General features: G+C 32.5%; 23 protein-coding genes. 18 read left to right on the plus strand and 5 right to left on the minus strand.

Going from position 1 to position 26,686, the window contains the following annotated elements:
- Positions 1-51: 51 nt before the first annotated feature.
- The 5 genes from A3223_RS08970 to A3223_RS08985 form a co-directional block, all read right to left on the minus strand.
- Positions 52-939, minus strand: a complete 888-nt coding sequence (locus A3223_RS08970) for a hypothetical protein (protein ID WP_084110007.1) — start codon at positions 937-939, stop codon at positions 52-54.
- Between the two features lie 9 nt (positions 940-948).
- Entirely contained in the window at positions 949-1,704 is a 756-nt protein-coding gene (locus A3223_RS08975; RefSeq protein WP_084110008.1) for a disulfide bond formation protein B, read from the minus strand.
- 9 nt (positions 1,705-1,713) lie between these two features.
- Complete coding sequence (locus A3223_RS09685; protein WP_155463265.1) at positions 1,714-1,881, minus strand: hypothetical protein; 168 nt, start codon at positions 1,879-1,881, stop codon at positions 1,714-1,716.
- 346 nt (positions 1,882-2,227) lie between these two features.
- Positions 2,228-3,424 (minus strand): ATP-binding protein, encoded by a 1,197-nt coding sequence (locus A3223_RS08980; protein WP_084110009.1) that lies wholly within the window; start codon positions 3,422-3,424, stop codon positions 2,228-2,230.
- A 138-nt stretch (positions 3,425-3,562) separates the two neighbouring features.
- On the minus strand, positions 3,563-5,701 hold the full coding sequence (locus A3223_RS08985; protein ID WP_084110010.1) for a site-specific integrase: 2,139 nt from the start codon (positions 5,699-5,701) through the stop codon (positions 3,563-3,565).
- Between the two features lie 521 nt (positions 5,702-6,222).
- On the opposite strand from A3223_RS08985, the gene A3223_RS08990 reads away from it, so the two are divergent.
- The 18 genes from A3223_RS08990 to A3223_RS09075 all read left to right on the plus strand — a co-directional run bounded on the left by A3223_RS08990 (position 6,223) and on the right by A3223_RS09075 (position 26,520).
- Positions 6,223-7,554 (plus strand): hypothetical protein, encoded by a 1,332-nt coding sequence (locus A3223_RS08990; RefSeq protein WP_084110011.1) that lies wholly within the window; start codon positions 6,223-6,225, stop codon positions 7,552-7,554.
- A gap of 339 nt (positions 7,555-7,893) precedes the next feature.
- Positions 7,894-8,178, plus strand: a complete 285-nt coding sequence (locus A3223_RS08995) for a hypothetical protein (RefSeq protein ID WP_084042025.1) — start codon at positions 7,894-7,896, stop codon at positions 8,176-8,178.
- A gap of 251 nt (positions 8,179-8,429) precedes the next feature.
- A complete protein-coding gene (gene tssJ / locus A3223_RS09000) occupies positions 8,430-8,897 on the plus strand; it encodes a type VI secretion system lipoprotein TssJ (protein ID WP_054195914.1) in 468 nt (155 codons plus the stop codon).
- 1 nt (position 8,898) lies between these two features.
- Complete coding sequence (tssK, locus tag A3223_RS09005; RefSeq protein ID WP_084110012.1) at positions 8,899-10,293, plus strand: type VI secretion system baseplate subunit TssK; 1,395 nt, start codon at positions 8,899-8,901, stop codon at positions 10,291-10,293.
- Between the two features lie 8 nt (positions 10,294-10,301).
- A complete protein-coding gene (icmH, locus tag A3223_RS09010; protein WP_084110013.1) occupies positions 10,302-11,066 on the plus strand; it encodes a type IVB secretion system protein IcmH/DotU in 765 nt (254 codons plus the stop codon).
- Complete coding sequence (locus tag A3223_RS09015) at positions 11,067-12,341, plus strand: type VI secretion system domain-containing protein (RefSeq protein WP_084110014.1); 1,275 nt, start codon at positions 11,067-11,069, stop codon at positions 12,339-12,341.
- 79 nt (positions 12,342-12,420) lie between these two features.
- Positions 12,421-12,906 (plus strand): type VI secretion system contractile sheath small subunit, encoded by a 486-nt coding sequence (gene tssB, locus A3223_RS09020; RefSeq protein ID WP_084110015.1) that lies wholly within the window; start codon positions 12,421-12,423, stop codon positions 12,904-12,906.
- 2 nt (positions 12,907-12,908) lie between these two features.
- Positions 12,909-14,357, plus strand: a complete 1,449-nt coding sequence (gene tssC / locus A3223_RS09025; protein WP_054195919.1) for a type VI secretion system contractile sheath large subunit — start codon at positions 12,909-12,911, stop codon at positions 14,355-14,357.
- Positions 14,358-14,364: 7 nt separating this feature from the next.
- Entirely contained in the window at positions 14,365-14,754 is a 390-nt protein-coding gene (locus A3223_RS09030) for a hypothetical protein (protein ID WP_054195920.1), read from the plus strand.
- Complete coding sequence (gene tssF / locus A3223_RS09035; RefSeq protein ID WP_084110016.1) at positions 14,754-16,472, plus strand: type VI secretion system baseplate subunit TssF; 1,719 nt, start codon at positions 14,754-14,756, stop codon at positions 16,470-16,472. Before A3223_RS09030 ends, tssF begins: the two co-directional genes overlap by 1 nt.
- Complete coding sequence (locus A3223_RS09040) at positions 16,469-17,365, plus strand: type VI secretion system baseplate subunit TssG (RefSeq protein WP_084110017.1); 897 nt, start codon at positions 16,469-16,471, stop codon at positions 17,363-17,365. The genes tssF and A3223_RS09040 overlap by 4 nt, the downstream gene beginning before the upstream one ends.
- Before the next feature lie 78 nt (positions 17,366-17,443).
- The gene (tssM, locus tag A3223_RS09045; protein ID WP_084110018.1) at positions 17,444-20,932 is read left to right on the plus strand and encodes a type VI secretion system membrane subunit TssM; all 3,489 of its coding nucleotides are present in this window, start codon (positions 17,444-17,446) and stop codon (positions 20,930-20,932) included.
- A 9-nt stretch (positions 20,933-20,941) separates the two neighbouring features.
- A complete protein-coding gene (locus A3223_RS09050; protein ID WP_084110019.1) occupies positions 20,942-21,862 on the plus strand; it encodes a hypothetical protein in 921 nt (306 codons plus the stop codon).
- A 65-nt stretch (positions 21,863-21,927) separates the two neighbouring features.
- Positions 21,928-22,449, plus strand: a complete 522-nt coding sequence (locus A3223_RS09055) for an Hcp family type VI secretion system effector (RefSeq protein ID WP_054195925.1) — start codon at positions 21,928-21,930, stop codon at positions 22,447-22,449.
- Positions 22,450-22,631: 182 nt separating this feature from the next.
- The gene (locus A3223_RS09060; RefSeq protein ID WP_084110020.1) at positions 22,632-23,123 is read left to right on the plus strand and encodes a hypothetical protein; all 492 of its coding nucleotides are present in this window, start codon (positions 22,632-22,634) and stop codon (positions 23,121-23,123) included.
- The gene (locus tag A3223_RS09065; protein ID WP_103644497.1) at positions 23,120-23,665 is read left to right on the plus strand and encodes a hypothetical protein; all 546 of its coding nucleotides are present in this window, start codon (positions 23,120-23,122) and stop codon (positions 23,663-23,665) included. Before A3223_RS09060 ends, A3223_RS09065 begins: the two co-directional genes overlap by 4 nt.
- Positions 23,665-23,979: a hypothetical protein gene (locus A3223_RS09070; protein WP_084110021.1), complete on the plus strand. Its 315-nt coding sequence runs from the start codon at positions 23,665-23,667 to the stop codon at positions 23,977-23,979. Before A3223_RS09065 ends, A3223_RS09070 begins: the two co-directional genes overlap by 1 nt.
- A 21-nt stretch (positions 23,980-24,000) precedes the next feature.
- Positions 24,001-26,520: a type VI secretion system Vgr family protein gene (locus A3223_RS09075; protein ID WP_180378727.1), complete on the plus strand. Its 2,520-nt coding sequence runs from the start codon at positions 24,001-24,003 to the stop codon at positions 26,518-26,520.
- Positions 26,521-26,686 lie beyond the last annotated feature (166 nt).

A 26,686-nucleotide genomic window follows, 5' to 3' on the forward strand; every position in this document is an offset into this window, starting at 1 on the left:
CTATGTTCTAGATTATTTTTAAAATAAGCCGCCCAAAAGACGGCTTAAATTTTATCTCTCGAAAATAAAAATTTTATTCACGCCGTTCTCTCTGGATGCGACGTAGAATTTGCCCTCTTTAATAGCGAGTGCATGGGCATCGCTCGTACCTTCAAAGCTATAAACCTCCACGATCTTTCTGCTGCGCGGATCGAGCTTTAGGATGCTTGAGTATTGCTTCGAGAGTAGATAAACAAACTCGCCGCTCGCATCCATACCCGTGGTATAGTAGTCGTTTATATCCCTGCCGTCCTTTACGCCGAGAGCCTCATCGAAGCTCGGCACGAACTCGGTCGAGAGCAGATTATCGGCGTCACTAAAGCTCGCCACGCTCCAGCTTTGCTTGATGTCATCGGGCACGCTAGCGACAAAAAACTCACCATAGAAATCCGAGTGATCCCATGAAAGGATGAACTGTTGTTTGGCGCGCACAGTGGAGTAGCGGTCCTTGAAATCGAGCGTGAAATTTTCGTATCCGTCGTGCAGATAGCGCCACGCTTTGTTCGCTTCCTCTTTACTTTGATTCGGTGCGGGTTTGAAAAACTCATAGGTTTTATTATAGCTCATGAGCCCTACCGAGCCTTTAAAAAAACTTGCTGCGACGGTCTCCTCCATTTGGATTATCCAATCGGGTGTGCTTCGTAGATAGTTTTTTACGGTTTTTAGCTCGCCGTCCATTTCGTAGAGCTCGAATTTTAGCGTACCGAGCAAGAAGCTTCCGCTTGCTGCGTCGTAGTCAAGCCCCGTGACGGGATTATTGTTGTTTAAATTTGGCGTTATCTCGCCGATTTTGCGTAGCGGCGTTAAATTTACCACTGCGCCATCCGCAGGATTTAGATTAAACTCGCCGCCCAGCGCCAGTGCAGCGCACAAAAGGGTTAAGGTTAAAATTTTTCTCATATCGCGACCTCACTTCGGTAAATTCGGTAGTTTTGGATTCCAGCTTTCGCGAAAATCAATTTCGGTTTCTTCCCAGTGATCAAGCTCCCAAAACCACTTTGACGGATCGATGCTCATGCGCGAAGGCGTCGCGGAGGCTAGATAGGGCGGAGGGCCTGCCGTGATGAAAGCCTGGACGCAGTTAAAAGCCATGATGATAGCAAAGGCCACCACGGCTATCTTGCCTAGCGCAAATTTGGGTAAAACCGCGCCGTATGCGCCCTCTTCACTTTTTTGCATTATTTTACCTACGTTTTTGCCTAGCAGCAAAATCACACCCAAAAATATAATGACGCAAAAATGTACCACTACGACCCAAAACTGCGTGTGTGCGCCTAAAATTTCAAGCCCGAAGCCCTGCTTGATGTCGAGGTAGCCGCCGCCAGTGCCGTCAAGGCTATAGTGTAAAAAGCCGTCGTAAAGCCCAAGGCACGCTAAAAAGAGGATTGCAGCGAGGTATTTGACCTTAAAGCCGTATCTAACGATAACTAGCGCCATAAACGAGATCGCTACCATGCAAAATCTCTCATGCCAACACATAATGCAGGGACTATCGCCCATACCAAAGCCCAAAACAAGGCATGCGATACCTACCGGCAAAGCGATGAGAGCGAGCGCCGCGAGGGCAAAAAGGTTGAAAAATAGCTTCTCATCATCGCCCCAGCCCGCAGAAATTTCGGTGCTGCGGGTGAAGCTTTGAGACATTTTATCTTGCATACTTTCCATCGCTCGCTCCTAGAAATTTCCCATAGGCACGACGGCAAATTTATTTACCCATGCCATCATGATGACGAGTATCGCGACACCTGCAATACCAAAGCCCATAACCGCGCGCTTTTTCTCAGGCTTGAGCCACAGCAAAAGAGCTGCGACGAAAAACATAAGAACCATTAAAAATTCCATGTTTTCTCCTTTCTTGCTGAAATTTAATATCATAAAATATTAGGCTTTTATTTATTAAATATACATTAAAAAATATATTTTTACAAGTATAAATATATTTTTTTGTTATATTTTTATGCTATTAAAATATATATTACTAATAATTTTTTTATATTAAAGCTTATTTTAAACTTATTTCAGGAGTGTTAATTTGATTTTGCTCTTGTAGGTTTGTGCAATTGAAATTAATAAGAGATTTAACAAACAGTAAGATGAAGTCATAACTAAACGCTTAATTTGTCTTGAGTCAAGGTGATTTTTCCACAATTGCTTTTTATACTAGCAATAGTTTATTGCCAAAGTAGTGCTAGTATAAAAACCCAAACAGCCAAAGTGGAATTTTATTTCCAACCCCGACTTCAATATCGTCAGCTGCTATATACGAATTTGGCATATCTTTTATCTGTTCAAAGCTCTTTTTAGCTCCACCTATTTCAAAGACAAACTCTCCCACTATAAAATCTCCATTTTTACCAGAGTAAATTTCAGTGATATTTCCAAGCTGATTGGCAAAGAAAGTTTCTCTCACATTGCCCATATCGGGATTATTTAGATACATTAAATTTGTATTTTCAAGGTAAATTTTGTCCGCCTTATCCATATTTTTTATAGCTAACTCGTTTTTCATGAGAAGCCTAATAAGCCCGGCACTATCAAGCATAGCAAGGTACTCTTTTAGTGTCCTATCATCTCTTATGTCTACAAGTGATTTTAGGCTTGAGTAATTTGGCTGATACGGGACGTTTGCGCTTATGGCATGAGTTAAGATCTTTAGCTTTCTTGCCGTGTTGCCGTTTAAATTTGGATATATGCTTAAAAGATCGCTATCTATCGTAGCTTCTATACTTTGTTTTAGAGTCTGATAAAAGGCAGTATCATTTGGCATATCGTTATAATATGGATAGTAGCCTACCTTCAGATACTCTCTAAAAAGCTTAATGATTGCTAGATCTTTTTGTTTTAAGGCATTAATAATATCAACAGCTATCTCCTGATGATTTGCGAGTAAATCTGTAAGCTCAACCGCTTCTAAATTTATACCATACCTTAGCCCTAGATACTCCCTAAAGCTCATTCCGCTCATCTTATACACTATTGCTCTTCTACTTAAATCATGAGAGCTTTTTAACACTTCAAGAGCAGACGAGCCAGTAGCTACTATATTTAACTCTTTAAAATTATCATAGGCAAATTTTAATACGGCCGATATATCTTTGCTTTTATGAATTTCATCTAGGTATAGATGCTTTCCACCATTTAATACAAACTCTCTTATAATCGAGGTTATATCGTTTGATATCTCTATGTCATCTAGGCTTAAGTAAAGACTATCTTTGTTTTTACTGGCAAGCTGAGCCAAAGTAGTTGTTTTACCTATACCTCTTTGCCCAAGGATAACAATAAGCCTATGAGATAAATCCTTGGAATCTATAAAATATCTTTTGAATTTATGATTATTTAACCTTATAAGGTCATTGCTCTTTAAAAAAAGTTGATCTAACATGGCTTATCCCTGAATTATGTAATGCAATACAATTATAGCACAAAAATGTGTGTAATAAGATACAGACAAGATTGTTTTTTAAATAAAATCGTATTTTATTGTAAATGACTATATGCATTTACAATTAAAAAGTACTCACTATTCTCCTTCTTGATCAAAATTTACCTCTTCAACTAGATCCTTTAAAATTTTAGGAGTTATTGGTTCGCCATAAGTATTCATAGTGATCTTGTATTGTTGTTCATGCCCTACAAGGGCAGCTATATGTTCAACCCTCTGGCCGCTTTGGATGAGCTTGTTTATGAAAGTGTGTCTAAATGAGTGAAATGTCCTTGTCTTATCATCATCTTTTATAACTTTAGTATTGATCTTCTTTCTAAAATACTCAGAAAAGTCTTTATTGTCACAGCTAAATAGCCTAACTGCTTTGCCACTTTGCTTAGCTAGCTTCTTTTTATTCTCTATAAATTCAAATAGCCCAATGCTACTTAACTTAGAGTGGATAGGAACTATCCTTACAGAGTTTCTGGTCTTTAAAGTCTTGCTCTTGCCTGTTTTTACATCTATTTTTGTATTTAAACTAAAGCATACTATGTTATATTTTTCAACTATGTCATCTGTGTTTAACTGGATTATCTCATTTAGTCTCATGCCAGAATAAGCTGCTATATGGGTAACGAAAAATAGCTCATCTTTGCTAATTCTTTGACTTTTAGTATCACCACTTGATCTGATCTTGTTCACAATATCCAAAAGTGCGTTTACGTCACTATCTTCGTAAGGATTTTTATTTGTAACGTCATCTTGGTTTAAATTTATTTGTAGATCTATAGCTGGATTCTTATCTATATAGTCGCTATCGTAGCAGTATTTAAAAAACTCACTAACTCTAACAATATATTTCTTGATAGTTGATTTAGAAATTTTTGGTCTATCTTTTGCTAAAGCTATGATCTCATCTAAGCTTTTATCTTTATAGAGACTATTTTGAGAGAGCTTGGTTGGTAGTTGTAGTAAGACATTTCTAAAATTTAGTAAGTCATCTCTTTTTATCTTTTTGATGTCTAGCTCGTCGCCAAATTTCATAGACATTAACCGCCCTACATGTCTAACAAGGCCAAATGTGCTATCACTCCAGTTATTTGAAATGCTTGTGTTTGATATATAGTTTTTAAATGCGCTATTTAGCGTGACCAAGTTAGCTTTACTCTCATTTTTAGTAGAAGAGTCTAGTTTGTATCTAAGACTTTTAGCTCTATTTGAGAAGAGCTTTTGAAAGAAATTTATAGCTTCATTGAAAGTCATGCCACTAGCATCACTTGTGTCATCTATCGCAAGATCTTTAGCCTCAATATCACTTAAAACTATACCTTTATCTTCATATTTATCTGCCTTATATAGCTTTACCTGACCACCAAAGGTAGGATCATTTAAATTTCCATATCCAAATTTTAGATCATCGCTTAGCTCGTTATCTCCATCTGGCGATAGCTCACAACCAAATATTCTTAGGATATCGTTTTGTGTGAGTGCGCCTTTTTGCTTGGCTAGCTCATTTATAGCATCTCTTAGCTCACAAACAGAGTGCTTTAAAGACTTTTTAGTAAAAGGTAGCACCAAATTCTGCTTTTTTAAAGCCTCTATGTCGTCTTGATAGCTATCTATGTTAGCCTCTTTAATGCCCTTTGCTATCTCATCTTTGGTGCCATCATCTAAATTTGTGCTCTTATGCTTTTTGCTAAGTGGCACAAATGCTTGTTGCTTATCATTTAGTAGCTTTTGGTTTTTGCACATCTTATATGATATGTGATTTATGTTATCTATCGTTGCCTCAAGCACTCTTTTGCCAAGAAACTTTTTGGTTTGAGGATCGGCGCAAGATAGCTTTTTGCAGATATCATCAACCTCTTTTGATATGACACTGGGCAAGCTATCTTCTTTTAAACTCTGTTTTAAAAACAAATTTAGTGATAGTAGTCCATCTAAATTTATATATCTGCCAAGCATATCATGCTCTTTGATACTTTTGGCCTCCTTGGCTTTTAAAAGCATAAGCACCAAGTGCTCTATAAGTTCGCTGCTCAAATTCATCTTCCATGCCTTTTTGATCGCGTTAAAAATTATAGAGTAGATCTTAGCACGATTTTTTGCTGTATCAAAGCGTTTTGTGAGGAAGGAGGTTATATATTCGGTTTTATTACCAAAATAAGGCCTCAGATATAGTGGGATAGCTACTCTAAAGTAGTATATGTCATTTCGTTTGACTAGATATTGCATCTTTGTTACCTATGCAATATAACTTTGTAGCAAAATGTAGCAGATACCTAGTGTGAAACTGGCTGTGTGCCGTCTTTTTGGTGCTTACACAAAGTTTATTTTTAAACCCTCATAAGCCGGAGGTCGGGAGTTCAAGTCTCCCCCGTGACACCATAACACCCTATTTTAGGCACTAGCAGTGATGCTTTTGTTCTTTCCCTTTCTTTAAAATTTCCTTTAAGAGTGGAACACTTAGTTACTAAAGTGGGACAGCCTCTTAAAAAATTCCAACGATTATAAAGCCACAACCCTTTTAATACCATAAAAAATAGATTTGTTTTAAATTTTTACTTCTAGCTTTTATTTCAAGTCGCCTATAAAATACATTAAACACCCAATCACTGCTAATCGTTACAAATTTTAATGCTAAAGATGATGATTTATACAAATAGATCCTTTGTAAAAATTTACTTAAAGATTATCAAGGAAGCTTTGAAAAAGACTATGCAAAGAGTCTTACATACAAAAAAGAAAGAGTTGCTATGACACTAATAATGCTTGCTGTTATGAAGAATTTAGGATATCAACCAAATGATATAAAGTCTATATATACAGATCAAACAGGATATAATAAAGAAAAAATACAAGGTTTTACAAGCTTACAAACCGGATCTAGCTATATAAATTTCAAAAACATAACCAATATGAAAGATCTAGTAAAGACCATAACCCATGAAAACCAAAGATCGATGGATATACAAGATCATAGGGATATAAATAAGAATAGAGACGATGATGCCAAATACGCATCAAATTTCTCAAACTTTACAACTAGATATTTCTCTCACGCTCTATGGCTAAATGATAAAGGTTTTTCTAAGACACCTTTAACAACAGCTGTAACAACAAGCATGATAAATAACAATAGAGAATTTGCAAAGCTAGATAAGAATTTGGGAGCGAATAGAATACTAACAAGCAATGAACATGATCTTGCAATGGAATTAGCATATAGATATAGTAAAGAAAATAACGTACCTTATGCTCAGGCAATAAACCTTTTTATGCTTGCAGCTAAAACGAATGTCGATAAATCTCAAAAAGAGGCCTTCGATCATACCGTATCTACCCTAGAAAGCGCCGATGAAGGCGAGGCGCCCGGGTATAGTATGGTGTTTGATAGGGATAAAATAGATGAGGCGTATAATATATTGACAACCGCTGCCAAAGATAGAAATCTATACTTTACCGACTTTTATAAAGAGAGTATGATGAGTTATCCTTTATATACCGCAACTAAAGAGCAGTATGAGGATCAGCATTGGGACCCGGACCATACCATAGGACTAGGAGATGCAAGCGATATACTTGTACCGTTTGCTAAACCTGCCGTCGGCGCCGCAAAGCAACTATCGTCGGCTCTATACTCCGGCTCAAAGAATGCGATAAAAGCTCCATTTGTAGAGATGCGAGCAAGAATAAACGAAAAACTATTAGCCAATACTCCAAAAGGAGGAAAGTTGGGTAGCGACGGTATATTAAGACATAACGGCAAAGAGTATGTAGCTCATAGTATGGATATAACGGGAAATAAAGTGATATATCAACAATTAGATAAAAATAATAAACCGGTAGAGGTTTATAAAATTACTAACGATAAAGGTTATTTAGTAGCAGTCGGCAAGCCAAAGATATCTGCTTCGCAAAGCAGTCCTAGTACTTTAATAAAAGATATAACAAAAGATATTAAATTTTATGATAGCTCAAAAACCCCGGGTATAGTAGCAGGCGCCACCATAGGCGGAGGTATAGATGTTGGATCGCAGTATAAAATAACGGCTATAGTTTTAAAAATATTGACTATACAGAAGTAGTAATAAATGCATTAGGCGGTGCATATGGTGGAGCTGCTAGCGGTTTATTCTCAGCAATAGTCAGAGGCGCTTTTGTTAACTCATCTACCGAGCTATACTCTCAGCTTAAAGATAGATCAAAAGATCTAGATGCAGAGAGAGTGGTTGGAAAAGGTTTTGCCGGTGGAACTTTTGGTGCATTCGGCAATATAGCATGAAATTTTGGTAAAAACATAAAAATAGGCAATGGGGATTTAAAGACTGCGGCCGAAGTAGGAACAAATTTTATTACTACAGCCGGACAAGCTATTGCAGATAGCGTAGAAAGTAAAAAAGATAAAACAAAAAAGCAGATAAGTAATGAAGAATAATTGGATTGTATTTTTTGGGTCAATAGCATTTTTTATAGTAGGTGCTATTTGTATAATAATCCTAAAACTTCTTTTCGGAGAATATTATGTTGATGCCGTAGTCGCATTAATCATGCTTACAAATGTATATTTTATGATAAAAAACGGCATAAAAAAGAGCGACTTTTCGAAAAAGAATTTGAAAGAAATGGACGTCACGATAGGCGGCGTCTCTTTGATACAGGCCATATTTGTATTTATAATGTGGATTGGTTACAACGCCACAAGAGGATAAACATAAAAAAGCAGGCAATTAGGATTTACGGACTGGGGCTGAAGCTGGGGCAAGTATATTTACTGGAATAGTACAGGCAGTTACAGATAATATGAATAGTAAAGATAATAAAAACAACAAAGACGATAAAAAAGAATAAGAACCGATATAAAAGTTTTGTTTAAGAACATTAATTTTAAAATGAGCATCATCTAAATTTTTTAGATATAATTACGCAAAAATAATATTATTAAAATCAGGTAAAGGAACTCATGAAAAAAATATTTAAATTTCTATCTTTTTTAGTATTTATGCTATTTCTTACAGGATGTGCAAAAGATCTTATTATAAGCAATATGCCAAATTCAAATTTAAACTATCATGGCGATAATGTTCCTATAACTATCATAGCTTATAAATTAAGAGATGTGGCTAAATTTAAAGAAGCTAGCATTATCGATCTAGCCGAGAGAAATGGTGAAATACTAGGTTATGACAAGATTGACTCTATAAAAACACAAATTCAGCCAAATACAAATAGATATGCTTTTACAAATGTATATCCTGACGAGGTTCCGTATGTCGGTATTTTGGTACTTTATGCTGATCAGAGCAAGACAAATATCAAGGCTTACAAAGCAACAAAAGAGATAAAAGAAAAAAATATAGTTTTTGAAATAACAAAAAATGGCGTAAATGTTTTAGACGCTAGTAGCTCTAAAATACAAGCAAGCAAATAAAATGTCTGAAAAGCTAAAAGTCGTTTGGTATAATGGAATGAACGTTGATAAGGTTCATTTCGAGCAGCAAGAAAGATATTTTGAGAGAAATTTAAACCTAAAAACCATCTCTTCTTTTTCAAATTTATACGGTGTTTTAGATTTAGAAATTTCAAGCGATCTTTTGCTTCAAGGCAAAATAGGGCTAACTAAAATTTCTTGTATCTCTCAAGATGGCACGATTTTTAACGCGCCAGATCAAGATGAATTACCAGAACCGCTTGAGATAAGCCCAAGTGAACTAAACTCAGCCATTATAGTGTTAAAACTACCTATTAGCTCAGGTTTGGTCGATATTAGCTTGCAAAATAATTTACCAAATTTAAAATTTACAGCCAAGCAAGCACTTATTAGCTCAAGAGTGCATGATGAAGCTAGCAATGATATATTAAACGAGCTAGACGATAAAGATGATTTTGAACTATCTTCGGCCTTTACACAAGATAAAGAAAATCTAATCCTAGCAAGCCAAAGATCGTCTCTTGGGGTATTTGGCTCAAAGATGCCTTACGAGCTTAGCATACCAATTTGTAAAATAAAAAATATAGATCTAAATAAACAAATAACACTTGACGAAAAATTTATTCCAACTTGTATTGACATCAGTAAAAACACTTTCATAACAAATTTTATAGAGGAGCTTAGCTTTGCTACAAAGCAACATCAAGAGAGTTATTTTGGGTTGCTAGGAGGTGTTGATCAAGCTAAAAATAGACTTGATTTTTCAACATATTTAACACTAAATATGCTAAAAAAATGGCATTTAATATTCTCTTATTTACTAAAGAAAGATAAATTTCACCCAGAGTATTTGTATGAAAAATTAGTTGATTTTCAGTCTGATCTGTTGGCACTTAGTCACGATAATAGTTTTAGCGAATTTATCGCCTACGATCACAATAATCTAACTCAAACTTTTGTACCTTTGATAAATAATCTAAGACTTTTATTCTCACATATCTTATCTCCAAAATATATAATGGCGCAAATTGTTAAAAATAATCACGGCTTTTATGACTGTATTTTTGATAATCCAAGCATTATTGAAAACTCAGAAATTTATTTTGCTATTCACAGTGATACGAAAAATGAGTATCTTCTTAAAAATTTTAAAGAGCAGTGCAAGATCCATACTCAATCAAATATAAAAGGAATAGTATCTTCACAGCTAAGAGGTATAAACGTAGAGCAAATTTCTGTTGTTCCTAGTACTTTACCGAAGTTAAACGATTATATCTACTATAAGATAGACAAAAAAGATGAAATTTTTAAAAGCTTTGCAAATCAAAATGTGATTAGCGTTTATATAACGGCAAATTTACCGAATGCTGACATTAAAATGTGGGCTTTATTATAAGGATAAAAATGAACGAGAATCAAAATGAAACCTCAGTTTTAAGTCAAACAAATCTTTTAGGCCTTGGCACAAATCTTGCACTAGATCATGTGTTACCATTGCTTCTTTTGGCAAATAGGGTTTCAAAATTACAAAATTTTTCACAAAGTGAAATGGCAAATTTACGTGAAAAATTGATAAACGATATCTTAAGCACTACTTCAAAGATATCAAATCTAGGCATTTACGAGGAAGACGATATTATTAGACTTAGATATTGCCTTTGTGTTTTTATAGATGAGAGCTTGCTAAAAAATGAAATTTTTATGAACAGCTTTTGGGCTAATAATACCCTGACAACAAGATTTTTTAATGAAAATCTAGGTGGAAATAAATTCTTTGGCATTATGGATAAGTGGTTTGAAAATGTTGGCAAAAATAAAGATTTCTTAGAATTTATATATGCTTGTTTGGTGCTTGGTTATAAAGGAAAATATGAAACCCAAGAAGATTGCAATGAAAAAATCTCTTATCTTTGCGAAAATATAGCTGCGGCTGTTTCTCCGCTCATAAAAGCTGATGAAAATGTATTTGAAAAGAGTTACTTAAAACAGACAAAGAAAAGTTTTCTTGAGGTATTTTCGCTAAAACGTTTAAAATTTTATTTCATTTTGCTAGCTATTGCCATGATTGCAGCTGCATTTTTATATAGTACATATTCTATGGATCAAAACAATATCAGAAACGATAGCATCCTAAATAATAAGATAGAGAATTTTATGGATAATAAGTAAGTGCAAGATAATTTTTGTAATAAATTTAATGAAGATTTTTTAGAGAATGAGCTTTATATTAGTTTAACTGATGAAATGTCAAAGTATAAAACTTTGATGCATGATAGTATAAAGTGGGATTATGTATTTAGCTCATCTTTAAAAGCCTTAAGCGAGTTTAGTCTTGATGCCAAGCTTTTAAATTTTTTAGCGATTTCTGCTATAAATTTAAACGACAAAGAGGCTTTTAGAACACTTATAAAAGCTTTTGCCTTTTTTTTATCTATTTTGAAAAAAGAGCCAAATTTACTTGCAAAAAATGAAAAACAACTACCTGCTAAAAAAAAGATAATAGCTCAAACAATAGAGCTTTTTACGCAAGCTAATGATAAAGCTTTGGATCAAGCTGACGCAAAAGCGTTTAATGATCTTGTACCTGAGCTTTCGCAAGAGCTTAGTACACATTTTGATACGCTTCATATAGAAGAAAAAAAAGAAGAAATTTTAAAAGCTAAAGAGCCAAAAGTCATTACTAAAACTGAGCCAACTTACCATCAAAGCATTTCATTTAGTGGTAATGATATTAGTACATTTAATGATAGAGAATTTAGAGAATATTTTATAAATTTATCACTAATGCTTTTAAGGAGTGATATTAAAAATTTTAACGCTTATGCTTTAATTTTTGAAGCAATGTGGGGTAGAATAAAGGCGCTTCCATCAAGTAGCGATCAAATAACTCAGATACGTTATCCTGATGAAAATCTAATTATGCTTTTTAAAAAAAGTAACGAACTAAATCTTGATAATTTAGAAAAATTTATAAGAAATTTAGCACTTAACCCATTTTGGATAGAAGGCATTAATATATTTTGCGAGTTTTTAAATAGTGCTGGGCTTGTAAAGCAAAGCGATCTTATTTGTGATATGGTTTTAAATTTTATTGATAAATTTCCAGATATAAAAAAGCTCAAATTTCAAAGCGGAGAAGCTTTTTTTAGTGAAGATATAAATAAATTTTTTATTAAAAGTAACTCTTTGGAATTTACTTCCAGCAGTGATAGTAAAAAAGATATGAGTTTTGAAGATCTAATAAAAGAACTAGACAAAAGCAAGCATGCTTCAAGCGCTCAAAGTGAGCTTAATTTTATGCTTGAATTATCAAAAATTTTTACCGCACAAGGTATGAATAATAATGCAAAAGCTACCTATGCACAAATAGTTAATTTTATAGAAAATACCGAGCTTAAAGATTATTTGTCAGACGTATATATAAAGGCAAAAACATTTGTGTGATAAAATATGTTTTTTTAAATCACCTTTAATTTTATTTAAATATAATTCTTAAATCATTTACGAAAAAAAGGATGTTACTATGGCAGATAATCTAATCCCACCAAAAGAACGCATAAATATAGTTTATAAAACTAAGACAAATGACCAAGAGGCTGATGTAGAGCTTCCATTAAAACTTATGGTAGTTGCAAATTTAACTGGTGAAAACCAAACTCCACTTGAAGATCGTGAAGTGATTTCTATCAATAAAATAAATTTTGATCAGGTTATGAAAAGCTTAGATATTCATACAAATTTCTCTGTAAAAAATAAGCTAAATTCTAATAATGAAGATTTAAATATTGATCTTGATTTTGAGAGCATCCATGATTTTAATCCAGACAATATTATAAATCAAATTCCTGAGCTAAAAAAACTCTTACAGCTTAGAAAAGCTTTAGTTGCACTAAAAGGTCCTATGGGCAATATGCCTGATTTTAGAAAAGCGGTTTTAGAAGCTATAAAAGATGAAGATAGTAGAAAACGACTTCTTTTAGAGATTAAAGACGAACAAGATAAGGAATAAAAATGTCTGAAACTAAAGTTAAAACTCCTATCATTGAAAGCATAATGCAAAGGAGTAAATATTCAAAAGATGACGAGAGTTATAGTGTTGTAAAGCAAGGAGTTGCTGAGTTTATTTCAAATATAATAACAACAAATAATGCTGAAGATAAAATAAATAAGCTCGCACTTGATGAGATGATAGCCCACATTGATACCCTTTTATCTGCTCAAATGGATGAAATTTTACACAATAAATCTTTTCAAGAGCTAGAATCAACTTGGCGTGGAATTAGATTTTTGGTTGAGAGAACAAATTTTAATGAAAATGTAAAAATTGATCTTTTAGACGCCACAAAAGAAGAAATTTTAGATGATTTTGAAAATAATCTAGATATAACTCAAAGTACACTTTATAAACAAATTTATTCAGCTGAATATGGACAATTTGGTGGTGAGCCAGTTGGTGCGATAGTGGCTGATTATGAGCTAGATAAATCAAATCAAGATATGACTTTTTTAAATAAAATGTCATCAATTGCTGCAATGAGCCATTCGCCGCTTCTTACATCTCTTTCTGCTAAATTTTTCGGACTTGATAATTTTGGTGAGCTTGAAAATATAAAAGATCTAAAAAGCATGCTAGAAGGCCCACAATATACAAGGTGGAGAACTTTTAGAGAAAATGAAGATGCAAAATACACAGGATGTATGGTAAATAGATTTCTTACAAGATCTCCTTATGTGCCAGAAGATAACCCTATAAAGAGCTTTAATTATAGAGAAACTGTAAATAATCACGATGATATGCTTTGGGGCAATGGAGCTTATGCGTTTGCTACAAGGCTTACAGATAGTTTTGCTGATTATAGATGGTGCGGCAATATCATTGGACCAAAAGGTGGCGGTGCTGTAAAGGATCTTCCAACTTATACTTACGAAAATTATGGAAGCGTTCAAACAAAAATTCCAACCGAAGTTTTGATCACAGATAGAAGAGAATTTGAACTTTCAGAAAATGGATTTATCGCTCTTACTTTAAGAAGAGATAGCAATAACGCTGCATTTTTCTCTGCTAACTCTGCACTAAAGCCTAAAATTTTCCCAAATACTCCAGAAGGTAAAGCTGCTGAGACAAATTTCAGGCTCGGAACTCAACTACCTTATGTGTTCTTGATCTCTCGTTTGGCTCATTATCTAAAAGTACTTCAAAGAGAAGAGATAGGTACATGGAAAGAGCGTAGTGATGTTGAGCGCGGCTTAAATGAATGGCTAAGGCAATACATCTCAGATCAGGAAAATCCACCAGCAGATGTTAGAAGTAGAAGACCATTTAGAAGCGCAAAAGTAATCGTCAGTGATATAGCTGGCGAGCCTGGATGGTACAAAATAGAGCTTTTGGCTAGACCTCACTTTAAATTTATGGGAGCAAATTTCGAGCTTTCTTTGGTCGGAAAACTAGACAAAGAGTAAGCTTACTATGTCGCTGATAGATAAAATTTTATATGAATTTAGTGATGAATCAAAGCTACGTCCATATTTTAAAGATCTAGACAGCGACATAAAAGACCACATTGATACCATTTTAAACTCTAGACTTGGTAACTACGGCCGATTAAATGATAGTATTATTGATCTTTGGTCGATGGGCGTTGAAATAAATGAGCTTGGCCATAAACTTGGCATGGCAATATATGAACTAATCAGCTCAAATGAGAATAGAATAGAAGTAACATCTATCGGATACGATGACTCACTAAAGCCTTGGCGTATCATCTTTAATATAAACTACAAGCATAAAAACGATAATTTCAAAGAGTATTTGCTAAAAGTTATTTTTAAAAACAATAGATATTGTGAGATTTTATAATGGATTATAATGAAAATAATCTAGCTTATTTTCAAAAAGAAATGGCATATCTTGATGAAACAAGAGCCCTTTTTATTAAAAATTTTCCAAAAGTAGCACCCTTTTTAGATACTAAAAGCAAAGATCCTGATGTTGAGAGCATAATAGAAAATATGGCTATTTTAACATCGAGGATCAGGCAAGAACTAGATGAAAATATCCCGCTAATCGCTGAGTCTTTAGTAAATATATTAATGCCAAGCTATACAAATCCTTTTCCATCAGTTTGTATGCAAGAATTTGCCTTAAGAGATGATTTCTCTGGGACAAAAGAATTTATACCAAAAGGAAGTATAGTTGAGTCAAAGCAGATCAACGGCATAACGTGTAAATTTCAAACAATCTTTGATATAAATTTGCTTCCATTAAAGATAACAAAAGCTTTTATGTCAAACAATAAGAGTGATTATCTTCTAAATTTAAATATAAGCGTTACAAAGGATGAGCTTAGCACTAAAGAACTTGATATAGACTTTTTAAATTTATATCTTGGAGATAATGTTTACTTCTCTTCTACGCTCTTAATGTGGCTAAAAAATTACTTAAAATTTATTACAATAAGTTTTGAAGATAGCGATCAAGAGATAAAGTTAAGCCCTGATAAACTGAGTTTAGATGAGTTTGATGAGCGTTTGATAAAGAGTGATGAGTTTGGATTTGAAGCATTTGAGCTTTTAAAAGAGCTATCATTTTTTCCTTCAAAGTTAAATTTTGTGCGATTAAACGGCCTTAGCTTTCTTAAAAATTTTTCTACAAAAAGCTTTAATATTAAATTCATATTTTCAAAAGATATGCCAAGTGGATATGTGCCAAGGCTAGAGTATTTTTCTCTTTTTGCTACGCCTGCAATAAATTTATTTGTAATGAGTGCCGAGCCTATTTTGAATAACAATAGACGAAGCGAATATAGAATTTTTCTAGATCGCTCAAATATCGATGCTTATGAAATCGTTTCAATCAATAAAGTGGTCGCCCATAGCAGTAATAATGAAAAAAGGATGTTAAAAAACTATAAAAGTTTTGAGAGATTCGAATTTTTAAATGATGAGCGAGCAAAAGATTATTATTTTGTCAGCAATAAAACAGATATAAAACTAAACTCTTATAAAGAAATTTCCTTTTTTAAAAGTGACTCTAAAGATCAAACCATTAGCATAGATGCACTTTGTTGCAATGGTGATTTGCCTCGTAAACTAAAACTTGGTGAGATAGATAGAGTGTTATCCCATCAAGGCGTAACAACTAAAAATTTAACCATTCCAACTAGTGTAAAGCGAGTAAAAATAGATGGAAATCTTCTTTGGAAACTAGTTAGCATATTATCTTTTAGCTATCAAAGTATACTAGAGAAGAGCTCTTTTTTAGCACTTCTTAATACCTTTAGCGCGTCAGATGATGAGTTTTTTAAAAAATTTGCTAACTCGCTTTATGATATAAAAACAAAGCAAATTTATAGAGTTGATCAAGGCTTTGCAAAAAGAGGGTTGCTCTGCATATTCTATATAGATGAAAGTGAATTTGAGAGTATTGGAAATGTCTATGCTTTAGGTATAAATTTGGCTAAATTTTTATCAAAATTTGCTTCAATTAATTCATTTTGCGAGTTTAAAATAAAGTGTATAAAGAGTAAAATTTTGCTTAATTATGACTTTTTAGGTGGTACAAAAAAATTAATATGAACAAAGAACTAAATCAAGCTTCTTTTTTTAAATTAGTAAAGAACTGCCTAAAACATCACGATAGAAGAGATATTTTTTTAAAAAATAGCCCAAGTTTTGCCTATCCGATTAATGAGCTTGAGAGCTTAAATAAAGAGGATGCAATAAAAATCGTCGTAAATTTTATGGGTCTTTTGGGAAGTGGCTCGCATCTTACAAGTTATATTTTGGAGAAGATTTCAAAGAGTAACGATAATAATTTTGAGAAATTTTTTGATTTTTTTGACAATTACTTGCTTTGGCTTTTCTTTGATAGCATTAGCCTAAAAAATTATGCAAGATCCTTTGAAAAAGAGCTTGATGATAAAATTTCAAAGATTTTATTGGATATATTAAACATAAGCAATAAAAAATTAGCAAAAAAATTCTTACCATTTTCTCCGCTTATCATTAGCCAAAGAAGGCCTAAAAGAGAGATTGAGTTTGCCTTGCAGCGTCATTTTAATTTAAAAAATAAACTATTTTTGCTAGAAAATCTACCAAATCAAATTTTCATAGCGCCTTCAAATTTAAATTCGCTTGGTATCAAAAATAGGACTTTGGGCAGAAATTTTATACTTGGTAAAAAGCTTTTTGAGAAACAAACTAAGATAGCAGTTTATATAAATGGCATAGATTATGAAGAAGCTATTGATTTTTTCCCAAAGAGAAGAAAATTTAAAGAGCTTCAAGATACTCTTATTTTTTTTACAAACAATGAATTTGTTGCCGATTTATACATAAAAATAAACTATTCTCCAAAGATGCAATTAAAGCTTGGGACAGATGAAAATTATAGTAAAATAGGCCTTGGTGCAAGGCTCAAAAGTAATAAAAATATGTCAAATTTTATAAAATTTAGGCTTTGCTCTTAAATTTTTAGATATAAAATCTAAAATATTTGTTATTATTACATTAAAGAAATATATTTATTTGTAAAAGGATGTGCATCAATGGCATTTATCGATTACCTAAGAAGGTTTTTTGTCTTTTTTAGATTTAAACACAGTACCATTTTGGTAGCTTCTATTGCATTAAGCATCTTATTTTGGCTTTACGCTCCACTTATAGCTTTTAACGATGTATATAGCTTTGCTAGTATAAGTTCAAGAGTCACTATATTAATTGCATTTTGGGCAGTTATTTTGTTTTTTGTTTTAATCAAACCATTAATGCACTATTTAGCATCTCAAAAAGATGAAAAAAATAATAAGCTAAAAGAGATAAAAAAAGAGTCTATGGATAGCTTTGGTAAGGCAAAAAGAAATTTTATGCTTTCTTTGAAAGATGCCAAAACAACATGGAAAAAAGATATAAATTTTAAAAAATTGCCTTTGATAATGATAATGGGTAATGAGGGTGCTGGAAAGAGCGCGTTTATAAACTACTCAAATATCGAATTTCCACTATCTGATAGTTTAGATACTTATAAAAAAATACATAAAAGTACAACAAACTTTAATCTTTATATTTCAAAATTTGGTGCACTTTTAGATACTGAGGGTATACATTTTGCACAAGAGAGCTTGTATCAGCCAACAGCTACTGAAGAGCTTCCTGAAGATGATGTGGATAAAAATAGGGATTACTTGCTTAAAAAAAGTATCTGGAGTGAATTTTTACACTTTTTAAAGCGAAATGATTTTAACGCTAGATTAAGTGGCGCAGTTTTAATCATAGATACTAAAAAATTTCTCGAAGGCACTCAAGAATATTTTGATGAATTAATTAGATATATGGTAAAAAGGGTTAATGACTGTGAGAAGCATCTAAACATTAAATTCCCTATTTATATTGTTTTTAGCAAACTTGACTTAATAGATGGCATGGGAGATTATTTTAGGCTTTTCAATGAAGATGTGGCAAATAAGGCTTTAGGAATAAACCTGGATTCAAATTTCTCAAAACAATCACTAGAAACTGAGTTAAAAAGCCTAAGCGAGTCATTATTTAAACATCTCATGAGTAAGAACTCGATTTCGCATTTATTGGAAGACAAAAAACGTTCATATCTATTTTTAAAACAACTTGATAATTTTTTTGCTTTAGTGAAAGATTTTGTAACAAAGCTAAGCTCTCAAAATGCACTTAAAAATAGCTCAACCATAAATGGAATTTATTTCGTCAGTGCTTATCAAGAAAATATACCTATAAACTACCTTACAAATACTATTTGCGATAGATATAACATCAAAAAACCACTTTTAAGAGCAGTAAATAACTATAGTAAACAAAGCTATTTTGTAAAATCATTTTTAAAAGAGATAGCTTTTAAAGCCAACTTAAATAAATTTGGTGCTCAAAATAGATTTACAAAATTTGCAAATTTTGTTTTAGTAGCCATACTTTGTGCTGGAGTATATTTGGGTTCTAGTTTTATTCTAGATACCAAAAACATAAAAGAGCAAAATGCTATAAATAATGCAAATAAAATTTCTTCATACCTTGATGGTAAAAAATACAAGGATCTCTCTCCAACACAAAAGATTGAGCTTCTAAATTTACTAAAACAAAGTCTAAATGACTATCCAAGAATCTTTAGCGGCGATACTAAATTTGAGTATATAACACTAGATACTTCGTATAAAGGCTTCACTCCAGTTAAAGCGCTTTACTATGATTTGAATGCTGATTTTTTCAAAAATACAGTTTTAACTGAAATGGAAAATATACTAAAAAATGAAAGCGATCCAGATAAGCTAATAAAAGCATTTTATATGTATGATTCGCTCTTTGACAAAGATTACACAAATGTGGATTTATTTAAAATTTGGATTAGTACAAACTGGGATAAATTTGAAAAATATGGCGTTGCAAAAGATGAATTTTTAGCTCATATTGAGGCTATTTTAAAGGCAGAAAATTTAAACATAACTGCAGATACAGTTGCTCAAAGTATAGCAAATACGAGGCTATCACCTGTTCAAAGAGCACAAAGACTCTACTACATACTTGAGTTCATTTCGTTCAAGGACGATAAATCTTTTTATGATATTAAAAAAGATGTTGAAAATTTATACACAGTAGTCCAAGAGAAAGAAGCATTTAAGCCATTTAATAAAATTTATACAAAAGAAAATTTAAGAGATTTCTTATCAAAGCTTAGCTCAAACATAGATCAAACAGCTGGAATAGAATCTTGGCTAATGGAGACAAATTCTTCTTTAAAAGATATTAGCTCAAATGATAAGAAAGAGTTAAGTATTGCTGTAATAGAGCTTTATTTGCAAAATTATGCTGATAAGTGGAGCCAAATTTTAAGAGAAATAGAACCAAATGAATTTACCACAAAAAAAGAGGTCATAGAAGAGCTCGACATCTTGTCAAAGAGAGAAAATCCTTTAAATTCTTTAATAAAATTAACTAATCAAAATACAAATTTAAATGATGAGAATTTACTAAAATATATCTATTCTCTAGGATTTGCTTCAAGTGAGATAAAACGTGTTTTCAGTGATTTTAGTGCTAAATTTACTAATTACCATACGTTAAATTCTAATGACTTGCTAGATATTATAAGCAACGATGTAACAAGCGTTTATAAAAAAGTTAGTGACTATAACTTCGAAATGCTTCAAAGTAACGATGATAAAATAGTTTATGCAATAAATGGTATAAAAAATGAAAACGACCCATTCGTTGTCTTAAATAATGATGCTAAGAAGCTTCCAGATGAGTTAAATGAATATTATCAAAAGTTATCGACACTTGCGTGGAAACAAGTAGAAAATGGCGCTTCAGCGCTTTTATCAACAGCATATAGAGATGATGTTTTTGATGATTTTGAAAGTCTTATCAAGCCATTTTATCCATTTAACGAACAATCTCCAAAGGCTGTCAGTATAGAAGAATTTAAAAGATTCTTTGGCAAAAACGGAACTTGGAATAGCTTTTATGATAGATATCTAAAACAAATCTTGAGTAAAACCGCTGATGGTTATAAAATAAGACCAAAATATGCAAAAGAGCTAAGATTTAGCAGAGATTTCCTTAAAAATATTGCCTATATAGACAGAATTTCAAATTTAATGCTTGATTCAAATGATGAGCTAAAATTAAATTATAATTTAAAAGCTGTCGACTTATCAGCAAATTTCAGTCATATAAATATTGGTTATTCTAATAACTCTTTGACTTATGATCATACAATTGCCTCAAATTTGATAGTTTCAAGTAAAAATTTTGATATATCAACGCAGTTTAAATTCAATGCAGTTTCAAGTACTGGAAGCGAGAGAAAAGAGTTAAGCTTTGATGGAGAGTGGGGCTGGTATAAGATATTAAAAGCTTCAAATTTTAGTAGCATTGGCGTTAGTACGCTTAATTTTGATGGTAGAAGAGATTCTTATTTTGGCTTTGAAGTAACGCCAAATGGAGGAGAGCTTTTAGAGCTTATGGATATCATACCAACGATAAATTTACCAAAGAAGATGCTTTATTAAGGATAAAATATGCAACAAATAGCAGCAGTTATACAAAATTACGATAAAGCGTCAAGCTTTTCAGCTCAATTTATCATTTTTGATGAAAATGGTGGTGATATAGGCTCACTAGACACTACAAAATTTTCTTGTAATGATATGAGCGATTCAATCGCACCAAAACACGCTCATGTTGGATTTGAAGAGGGGGTTTTCACAATTTGTGGCTATAAAGATTGTGAAATTTTTTATAGTGATTCATATTCAAAGCTTCCAGATGACTATGAGAGCGTCATAAATTTGGGCGATGTCTTTAGAATAGGGGAGTTAAAATTTATATTTATAGACCCTTCTAGGATTGATGAATATATAGGGAAAGCCCATAAAATAATAGAAAATACGAAAAATTTTGACAAACTCGATGATAAACATTTTGAGCCAGTTGGTAAAATTTCAAATGTTGATTTTAAAGAAGAGCCAAAGATAAACTCATTAATAAATGATAAAAAAGATATCACTTTAAATGAAAATGCGCACGATGCAGTTTTAAATTTAAATGAGATAGCTCAAAATTTTGATGAAGAAGAAAATGCAAATAATCAAAATATGCTAACTGCAAAAAGCATGGATGAGCTTTTGACAAAGATAGTTGAGAGTATAAAATTGCAACCAAATATGAGCCCTATAAGTGAGCAGACTAGGACTTTAAATACAAAAGATATGGAAACAATCATGAAAACTCTTCCTCTTAGTGACTCGACAGAACTAATAAATACTGTTTTGGTTAAGCTTATATGCAAAGAGCTATATAGCCAAATGTATGATATAGTCGAGAATAACTCATTTTTTAAATATCTTTCAGGAGCCGTACTAAAAAGCACTAAGGAAGACAAGGAAGCGTTTAATTATCTATTACATAAAGCTCTTCAAAGCTATATGTTAAAAAAGTAATGTTTTTAATAAAACAGAAAGTAAATAAAAGATAGAATAATCCAAACTTTTTAATAGGAGTAAATATGTCACAACCAGTGTATATTAAAGTGAAAGGTTCTACACAAGGACTTATTTCAAGTGGTGCTTCAACAGAAGCTAGTATAGGCAATCGCTATCAGTCAGGTCACGAAGATGAGATCATGGCTCAAGAGGTTTCTCATATAGTAACAGTTCCAACTGATCCACAAAGTGGTCAACCATCAGGCCAAAGAGTTCATAAACCATTTAGCTTTACTACATCACTAAATAAAGCTGTTCCACTTCTTTACAATGCTTTAACACAAGGTGAAAGACTTCCAGAGGTTGAGATCTATTGGTATAGAACATCAACTAGTGGTGGTGCAGAGCATTTCTTTACTACAAAACTAGAAGATGCAACTATAACAGATATTACTCTAGTAAGTCCAAATGCTCAAGACAAGCTAAACAGTGATAAAACAGAGCTTTTCAAAGTTTCAATGAACTATAGAAAGATAGTTTGGGAACACGTAGCTGCAGGCACAAGCGGAAGCGACGACTGGAGAGAAGCTACTAAAAAAGCTTAAAACCAACCTAGGGGTTACCCCTAGGGTTGATAAAATCATCTTCTAGCTAGAAGGACACAGATGAGCCCTTTTTATCTTTATCTTTTAAATTAACATGATATGTGAAATGCGATATGAAACACCTAGTTATAGTCATATTTCTCATAACATCTTTATATTCACACGAAGCAAATTGTACGGATATGTTCGCTGCTATATTTGATAAAAATGTAAGTGATGAAAATACCACTAAAATCATAGATTACTATATAGACAAGTTTAATTGCGATGCGAATATAACTTTTAAAAGTAATGAACTTAGATATGAGCCAAATTTATTAGAAATCGCCTTTCTAATGAAAAAATTTAAGACTTTTGATGACCTTTTAGATAAAGGCACAAAGCCAAATGGTAGATTAGCTTTTTCTATGGGATCAGAATTTTTATTCTTTTTTCAAGATAATGGAGTTGGATTTGAGAGTAAAACACCTAGCAAGGAGCTACTAGAATTTATAAAAACTCAAAAATATAAAGAATTTAAAGAAAAGAAATTTAAATTAATTAAAAAGCAACTACAATACGGACAAGATCCTAAAGACTACAAATATTTAAAATATATTTTGACACTCATAAATGATGAAAAAGATCTAGATAATTTATTAAAGAACAGAACTCAAAAGGAATTAGCGCAATGAAGCAATTGGTAATAATCATATTTCTCATAACATCTTTATATTCACATGAAGCAAACTGCACGGATATGTTTGGACTTATTTTTAATAAAAATTTAAGTGACACTGAAACGGCTAAGTATATAAAATACTACATAGATGATCTCGGATGCGATGCTAATGCTAGCGTAAAATTAAATAATTTAACGATTAGATCGAATTTATTGGAATTTGCTTACGATGCAAATAAAACAAAAACTTTTGATACTCTTTTGTTAAAAGGAACATCAGCTAATGCTAGTTTAGCAACATCCATAGGCATGAGCTTTGCATTTTTCTTTAGGGAAAATGGTGTCGGTATAGACAATAAAAAAGCTAGCCCTGAGCTATTGGAATTTATAAAAACTCAAAAATATAAAGAATTTAAAGACGATAAATTTAGGCTAATTAAAAAGCTTTTATTGCACGGACAAGACCCAAAAGACTATGAGGTTTTAAAGGTTATTTTGAAAATTATAAATGATGAAAAAGATTTAGAGAAATTATTAAATGGTGGAAATAAATAGTGGGTTTCTTTAACGTGAATAAAAAAAAGCTAGATGTAAAAAGTAATAATTCAGAAATAAAGAATTACGAAAAACAAGATACATTTACAAAATTTAGTGAAGTCATTGATGGCACTGGTAAGACTTTTGGTGTATTGGGTTGCAAAACATGTGAAGCAGTTGCTGAAGTAGCAAAAACTGGAATAGATAACCAAAAAGAAAAAATTTACAATGAATACAAAGAAGCAAAAAGAGGTGGAATAGAAGAAAGTGTAAAAACTATGCGTAATCTCACTGACACCGATATTGAAATGTTTGAAAAGGCATTACAATAAGAAGAAGAAAACGAAAAAAGATTGAAAGAGCAACAAATGGACAAAAATTTAACATCACCAACATCATCACTAGCCAAGCCTGTCATGCTAGCATCTAGTAATTCAGTAGCAACAGACGGCTTTGTGGACTACGGCGTATCTAACGATACCTTCTCGACTCTTCAGATAGCAAACGAGTCAAACGATAAATTTATCGTTACACGTGCAGATATTTATGAAAATTTAGAAAGTATATTTAGCATAGAGTGCTTTGCCTATATAAATTTGGTGAAAAACCCGCTTTATGAAAATTTAGACACCATCTACAATAACGATAAAAGCTACTCAAGCATATATAAATATCTTGATAAAAGTATAAAGCTAAGCATAAAAAGGCCTTCTTCAACAAATAAAACCATCGTTCCAGATGGTAGCTCAAACGATATGCACTTTAGTGGAATAGTAAGCGATGTAGAGTATCTTGGCGTAGATGATGAGACTAGTACAAATATAGATAAAAAGTACTTCTTTAAATTTAAGCTAACTTCACCGCTATATAGGCTAAGTATAAATAGAGCAAATAGAATTTATACGGACCAGAGTATCTTAGAAGTAGTAAAGGATATTTTGGCTTTTAATAAACAAAGACTAACCAAAGAGCTGGACTTCTCAAATATCAAAAATAACTACAACAAAAGAGAATTTATAGCCCAGTACAATGAGAGTGATCTAGCTTTCATAACAAGGCTTTGCCATGATAGCGGTATATATTTTTACGAAGATAATGAAAAAATTTACTTTCATGATACATTTATACTAGCTTATAGCAATCAAAATGAAAATTTTACTTCAAGCGATACAAGTAGTGGCAAGGAAGCTAGAAAGGTAAGTTTTAATGTAAATTTGAATAATAATCTAGCAACCGAGCATATAAATAAAATAACAAAGAGCGAAACACTAAAGGCAAATAGCTTTACGCACTCTTTTCAAAATACAGCTTATCCAAATGTGCTGGAGAGTAAAAATGAAAAGATATTTGACGAGCAGGTAAATATCTATGATAAGCATATAAATTTGGACGAGTATTCATTTAGTGATACTAGCTTGCTTGAAGTTAGCACCTACCTTAAGAAACTAAGAAGCGATATGCTTTTAAAAGAATTTACCGCTAGCTCAAATGTATTTGCACTAAATTTAAATGACAATATCTCGGTAGCCATTGACGCTAGCAAGGGCGAATATGAGTTTAAAATAATAGCTTTAAAGCATACTTATATTGATGAGAGCGTTTTAGAAAATACCTTAAATTTGGGCGATAATGTCCCATTTAAAGATAAAAAATTTATAAGCTCATACACAAACGAGATAAGCATCATTCCAAGTAGCGTGAAATTTGTCCCAAGCTACAAGCAAAAGCCAAAAGCACCAGATATTACGCTAGGTCTTGTAGTCGGTCAAGATGGACTAAACAGCCAAAATAATACGATCCATACTGATAGCTATGGTAGAGTAAAGGTGAGGTTAAATGCTTTTAGCACACAAGAGATAATCGATAAAGACGACGCTATCAACGCAAGCTATCACAAGAGTGCTTATCTAAGAGTGATAACGCCTATTGCTAGCAATAGCTCAGGATTTTTTGCCATACCAAGGATCGGCGATGAGGTTATCATCTCTTTTTTACAAAATGACATAGATAACCCAGTAGTAAGTGGCAGCCTATATAATGCTTCAAATACGCCACTTGTAAATGTAGATAGTAACTATCACCAAACATCTCTTAGCTCAAAAACAATTGGCGCAAATGAGACCGGTATAAACGAGATCACTTTATCAAATTTAAAGAATAAAGAGCAAATTTATGTAAAAGCAGAAAAGGACTATGACGAGCTTGTAAATAACGACTTTTCTCAAACAATACTAAATGACAAAAGCTCACAAGTGCATGGAAGTTATACTGAACGAGTAAAAAAAGCCCACATTCAGACGATAGATCTAGCAAAAAATGTAAATGTCGGAGGCGAGTATCTAACAACAGTTGGACTTTCAAAAGATACAGTAGTTGGTGTCTCAAATACGCTAAATGTAGCCGTTGATAACAATACAAGAGTAGGCCAAGATAGTCATGAATTTGTAGGACATGATAAATTTGTAGAAGTAAAATCAAATCTTAATACGACCATACATAATGATGAGATGAAAGAGGTAAAAGGCACAAAAGAGCAAAATATAGATGGTGGCTATAAGCTAAATTCACAAAAAGGCATAAATGAATTTAGTAACGAGCATATTGTGCTTCAGGCAAATAGCTACATTGATATAAATGCTAAGTCAAATTTCACAACAAAAACAGCTGCCCAGTACACTGAGATTGCTGATTCAAAATTTAGCAATATAGAGACGACTTATGAGGTAAATGCCAAAGATAAGATAATCCATCAAGTAGGTAGCACAAAAGTAACGATAGAAGGATCAAGCGTCGTGATAGAAGTAGCTGGCGTAAAGGCAATATTTGATAGTAGAGGGCTAAGAGTTATCGGTGGAGATATAAAGGCTTTATAAGATCATATTTAAAGACTTACTTTCTATTTTAGTAGGTCTTTAAATTTTTAAATAAAATCAATTTCTACTAAAATTAATGCTAAGAATTTTAAAGGCAAAGGCTAAATTTTAGGGCTACGATAAAAGATAGTCACACAAATATTTCACATGGTACAATAGACATATA

Source organism: Campylobacter concisus (genome assembly GCF_002092855.1).
GTDB lineage: Bacteria > Campylobacterota > Campylobacteria > Campylobacterales > Campylobacteraceae > Campylobacter_A > Campylobacter_A concisus_AI.

Coding starts and splice junctions, on each gene's coding strand:
- A3223_RS08970 (WP_084110007.1), bottom strand. CDS start 939: ATGAGAAAAATTTTAACCTTAACCCTTTTGTGCGCTGCACTGGCGCTG.
- A3223_RS08975 (WP_084110008.1), bottom strand. CDS start 1,704: ATGGAAAGTATGCAAGATAAAATGTCTCAAAGCTTCACCCGCAGCACC.
- A3223_RS09685 (WP_155463265.1), bottom strand. CDS start 1,881: ATGGAATTTTTAATGGTTCTTATGTTTTTCGTCGCAGCTCTTTTGCTG.
- A3223_RS08980 (WP_084110009.1), bottom strand. CDS start 3,424: ATGTTAGATCAACTTTTTTTAAAGAGCAATGACCTTATAAGGTTAAAT.
- A3223_RS08985 (WP_084110010.1), bottom strand. CDS start 5,701: ATGCAATATCTAGTCAAACGAAATGACATATACTACTTTAGAGTAGCT.
- A3223_RS08990 (WP_084110011.1), top strand. CDS start 6,223: ATGACACTAATAATGCTTGCTGTTATGAAGAATTTAGGATATCAACCA.
- A3223_RS08995 (WP_084042025.1), top strand. CDS start 7,894: ATGAAGAATAATTGGATTGTATTTTTTGGGTCAATAGCATTTTTTATA.
- tssJ (WP_054195914.1), top strand. CDS start 8,430: ATGAAAAAAATATTTAAATTTCTATCTTTTTTAGTATTTATGCTATTT.
- tssK (WP_084110012.1), top strand. CDS start 8,899: ATGTCTGAAAAGCTAAAAGTCGTTTGGTATAATGGAATGAACGTTGAT.
- icmH (WP_084110013.1), top strand. CDS start 10,302: ATGAACGAGAATCAAAATGAAACCTCAGTTTTAAGTCAAACAAATCTT.
- tssB (WP_084110015.1), top strand. CDS start 12,421: ATGGCAGATAATCTAATCCCACCAAAAGAACGCATAAATATAGTTTAT.
- tssC (WP_054195919.1), top strand. CDS start 12,909: ATGTCTGAAACTAAAGTTAAAACTCCTATCATTGAAAGCATAATGCAA.
- A3223_RS09030 (WP_054195920.1), top strand. CDS start 14,365: ATGTCGCTGATAGATAAAATTTTATATGAATTTAGTGATGAATCAAAG.
- tssF (WP_084110016.1), top strand. CDS start 14,754: ATGGATTATAATGAAAATAATCTAGCTTATTTTCAAAAAGAAATGGCA.
- A3223_RS09040 (WP_084110017.1), top strand. CDS start 16,469: ATGAACAAAGAACTAAATCAAGCTTCTTTTTTTAAATTAGTAAAGAAC.
- tssM (WP_084110018.1), top strand. CDS start 17,444: ATGGCATTTATCGATTACCTAAGAAGGTTTTTTGTCTTTTTTAGATTT.
- A3223_RS09050 (WP_084110019.1), top strand. CDS start 20,942: ATGCAACAAATAGCAGCAGTTATACAAAATTACGATAAAGCGTCAAGC.
- A3223_RS09055 (WP_054195925.1), top strand. CDS start 21,928: ATGTCACAACCAGTGTATATTAAAGTGAAAGGTTCTACACAAGGACTT.
- A3223_RS09060 (WP_084110020.1), top strand. CDS start 22,632: ATGTTCGCTGCTATATTTGATAAAAATGTAAGTGATGAAAATACCACT.
- A3223_RS09065 (WP_103644497.1), top strand. CDS start 23,120: ATGAAGCAATTGGTAATAATCATATTTCTCATAACATCTTTATATTCA.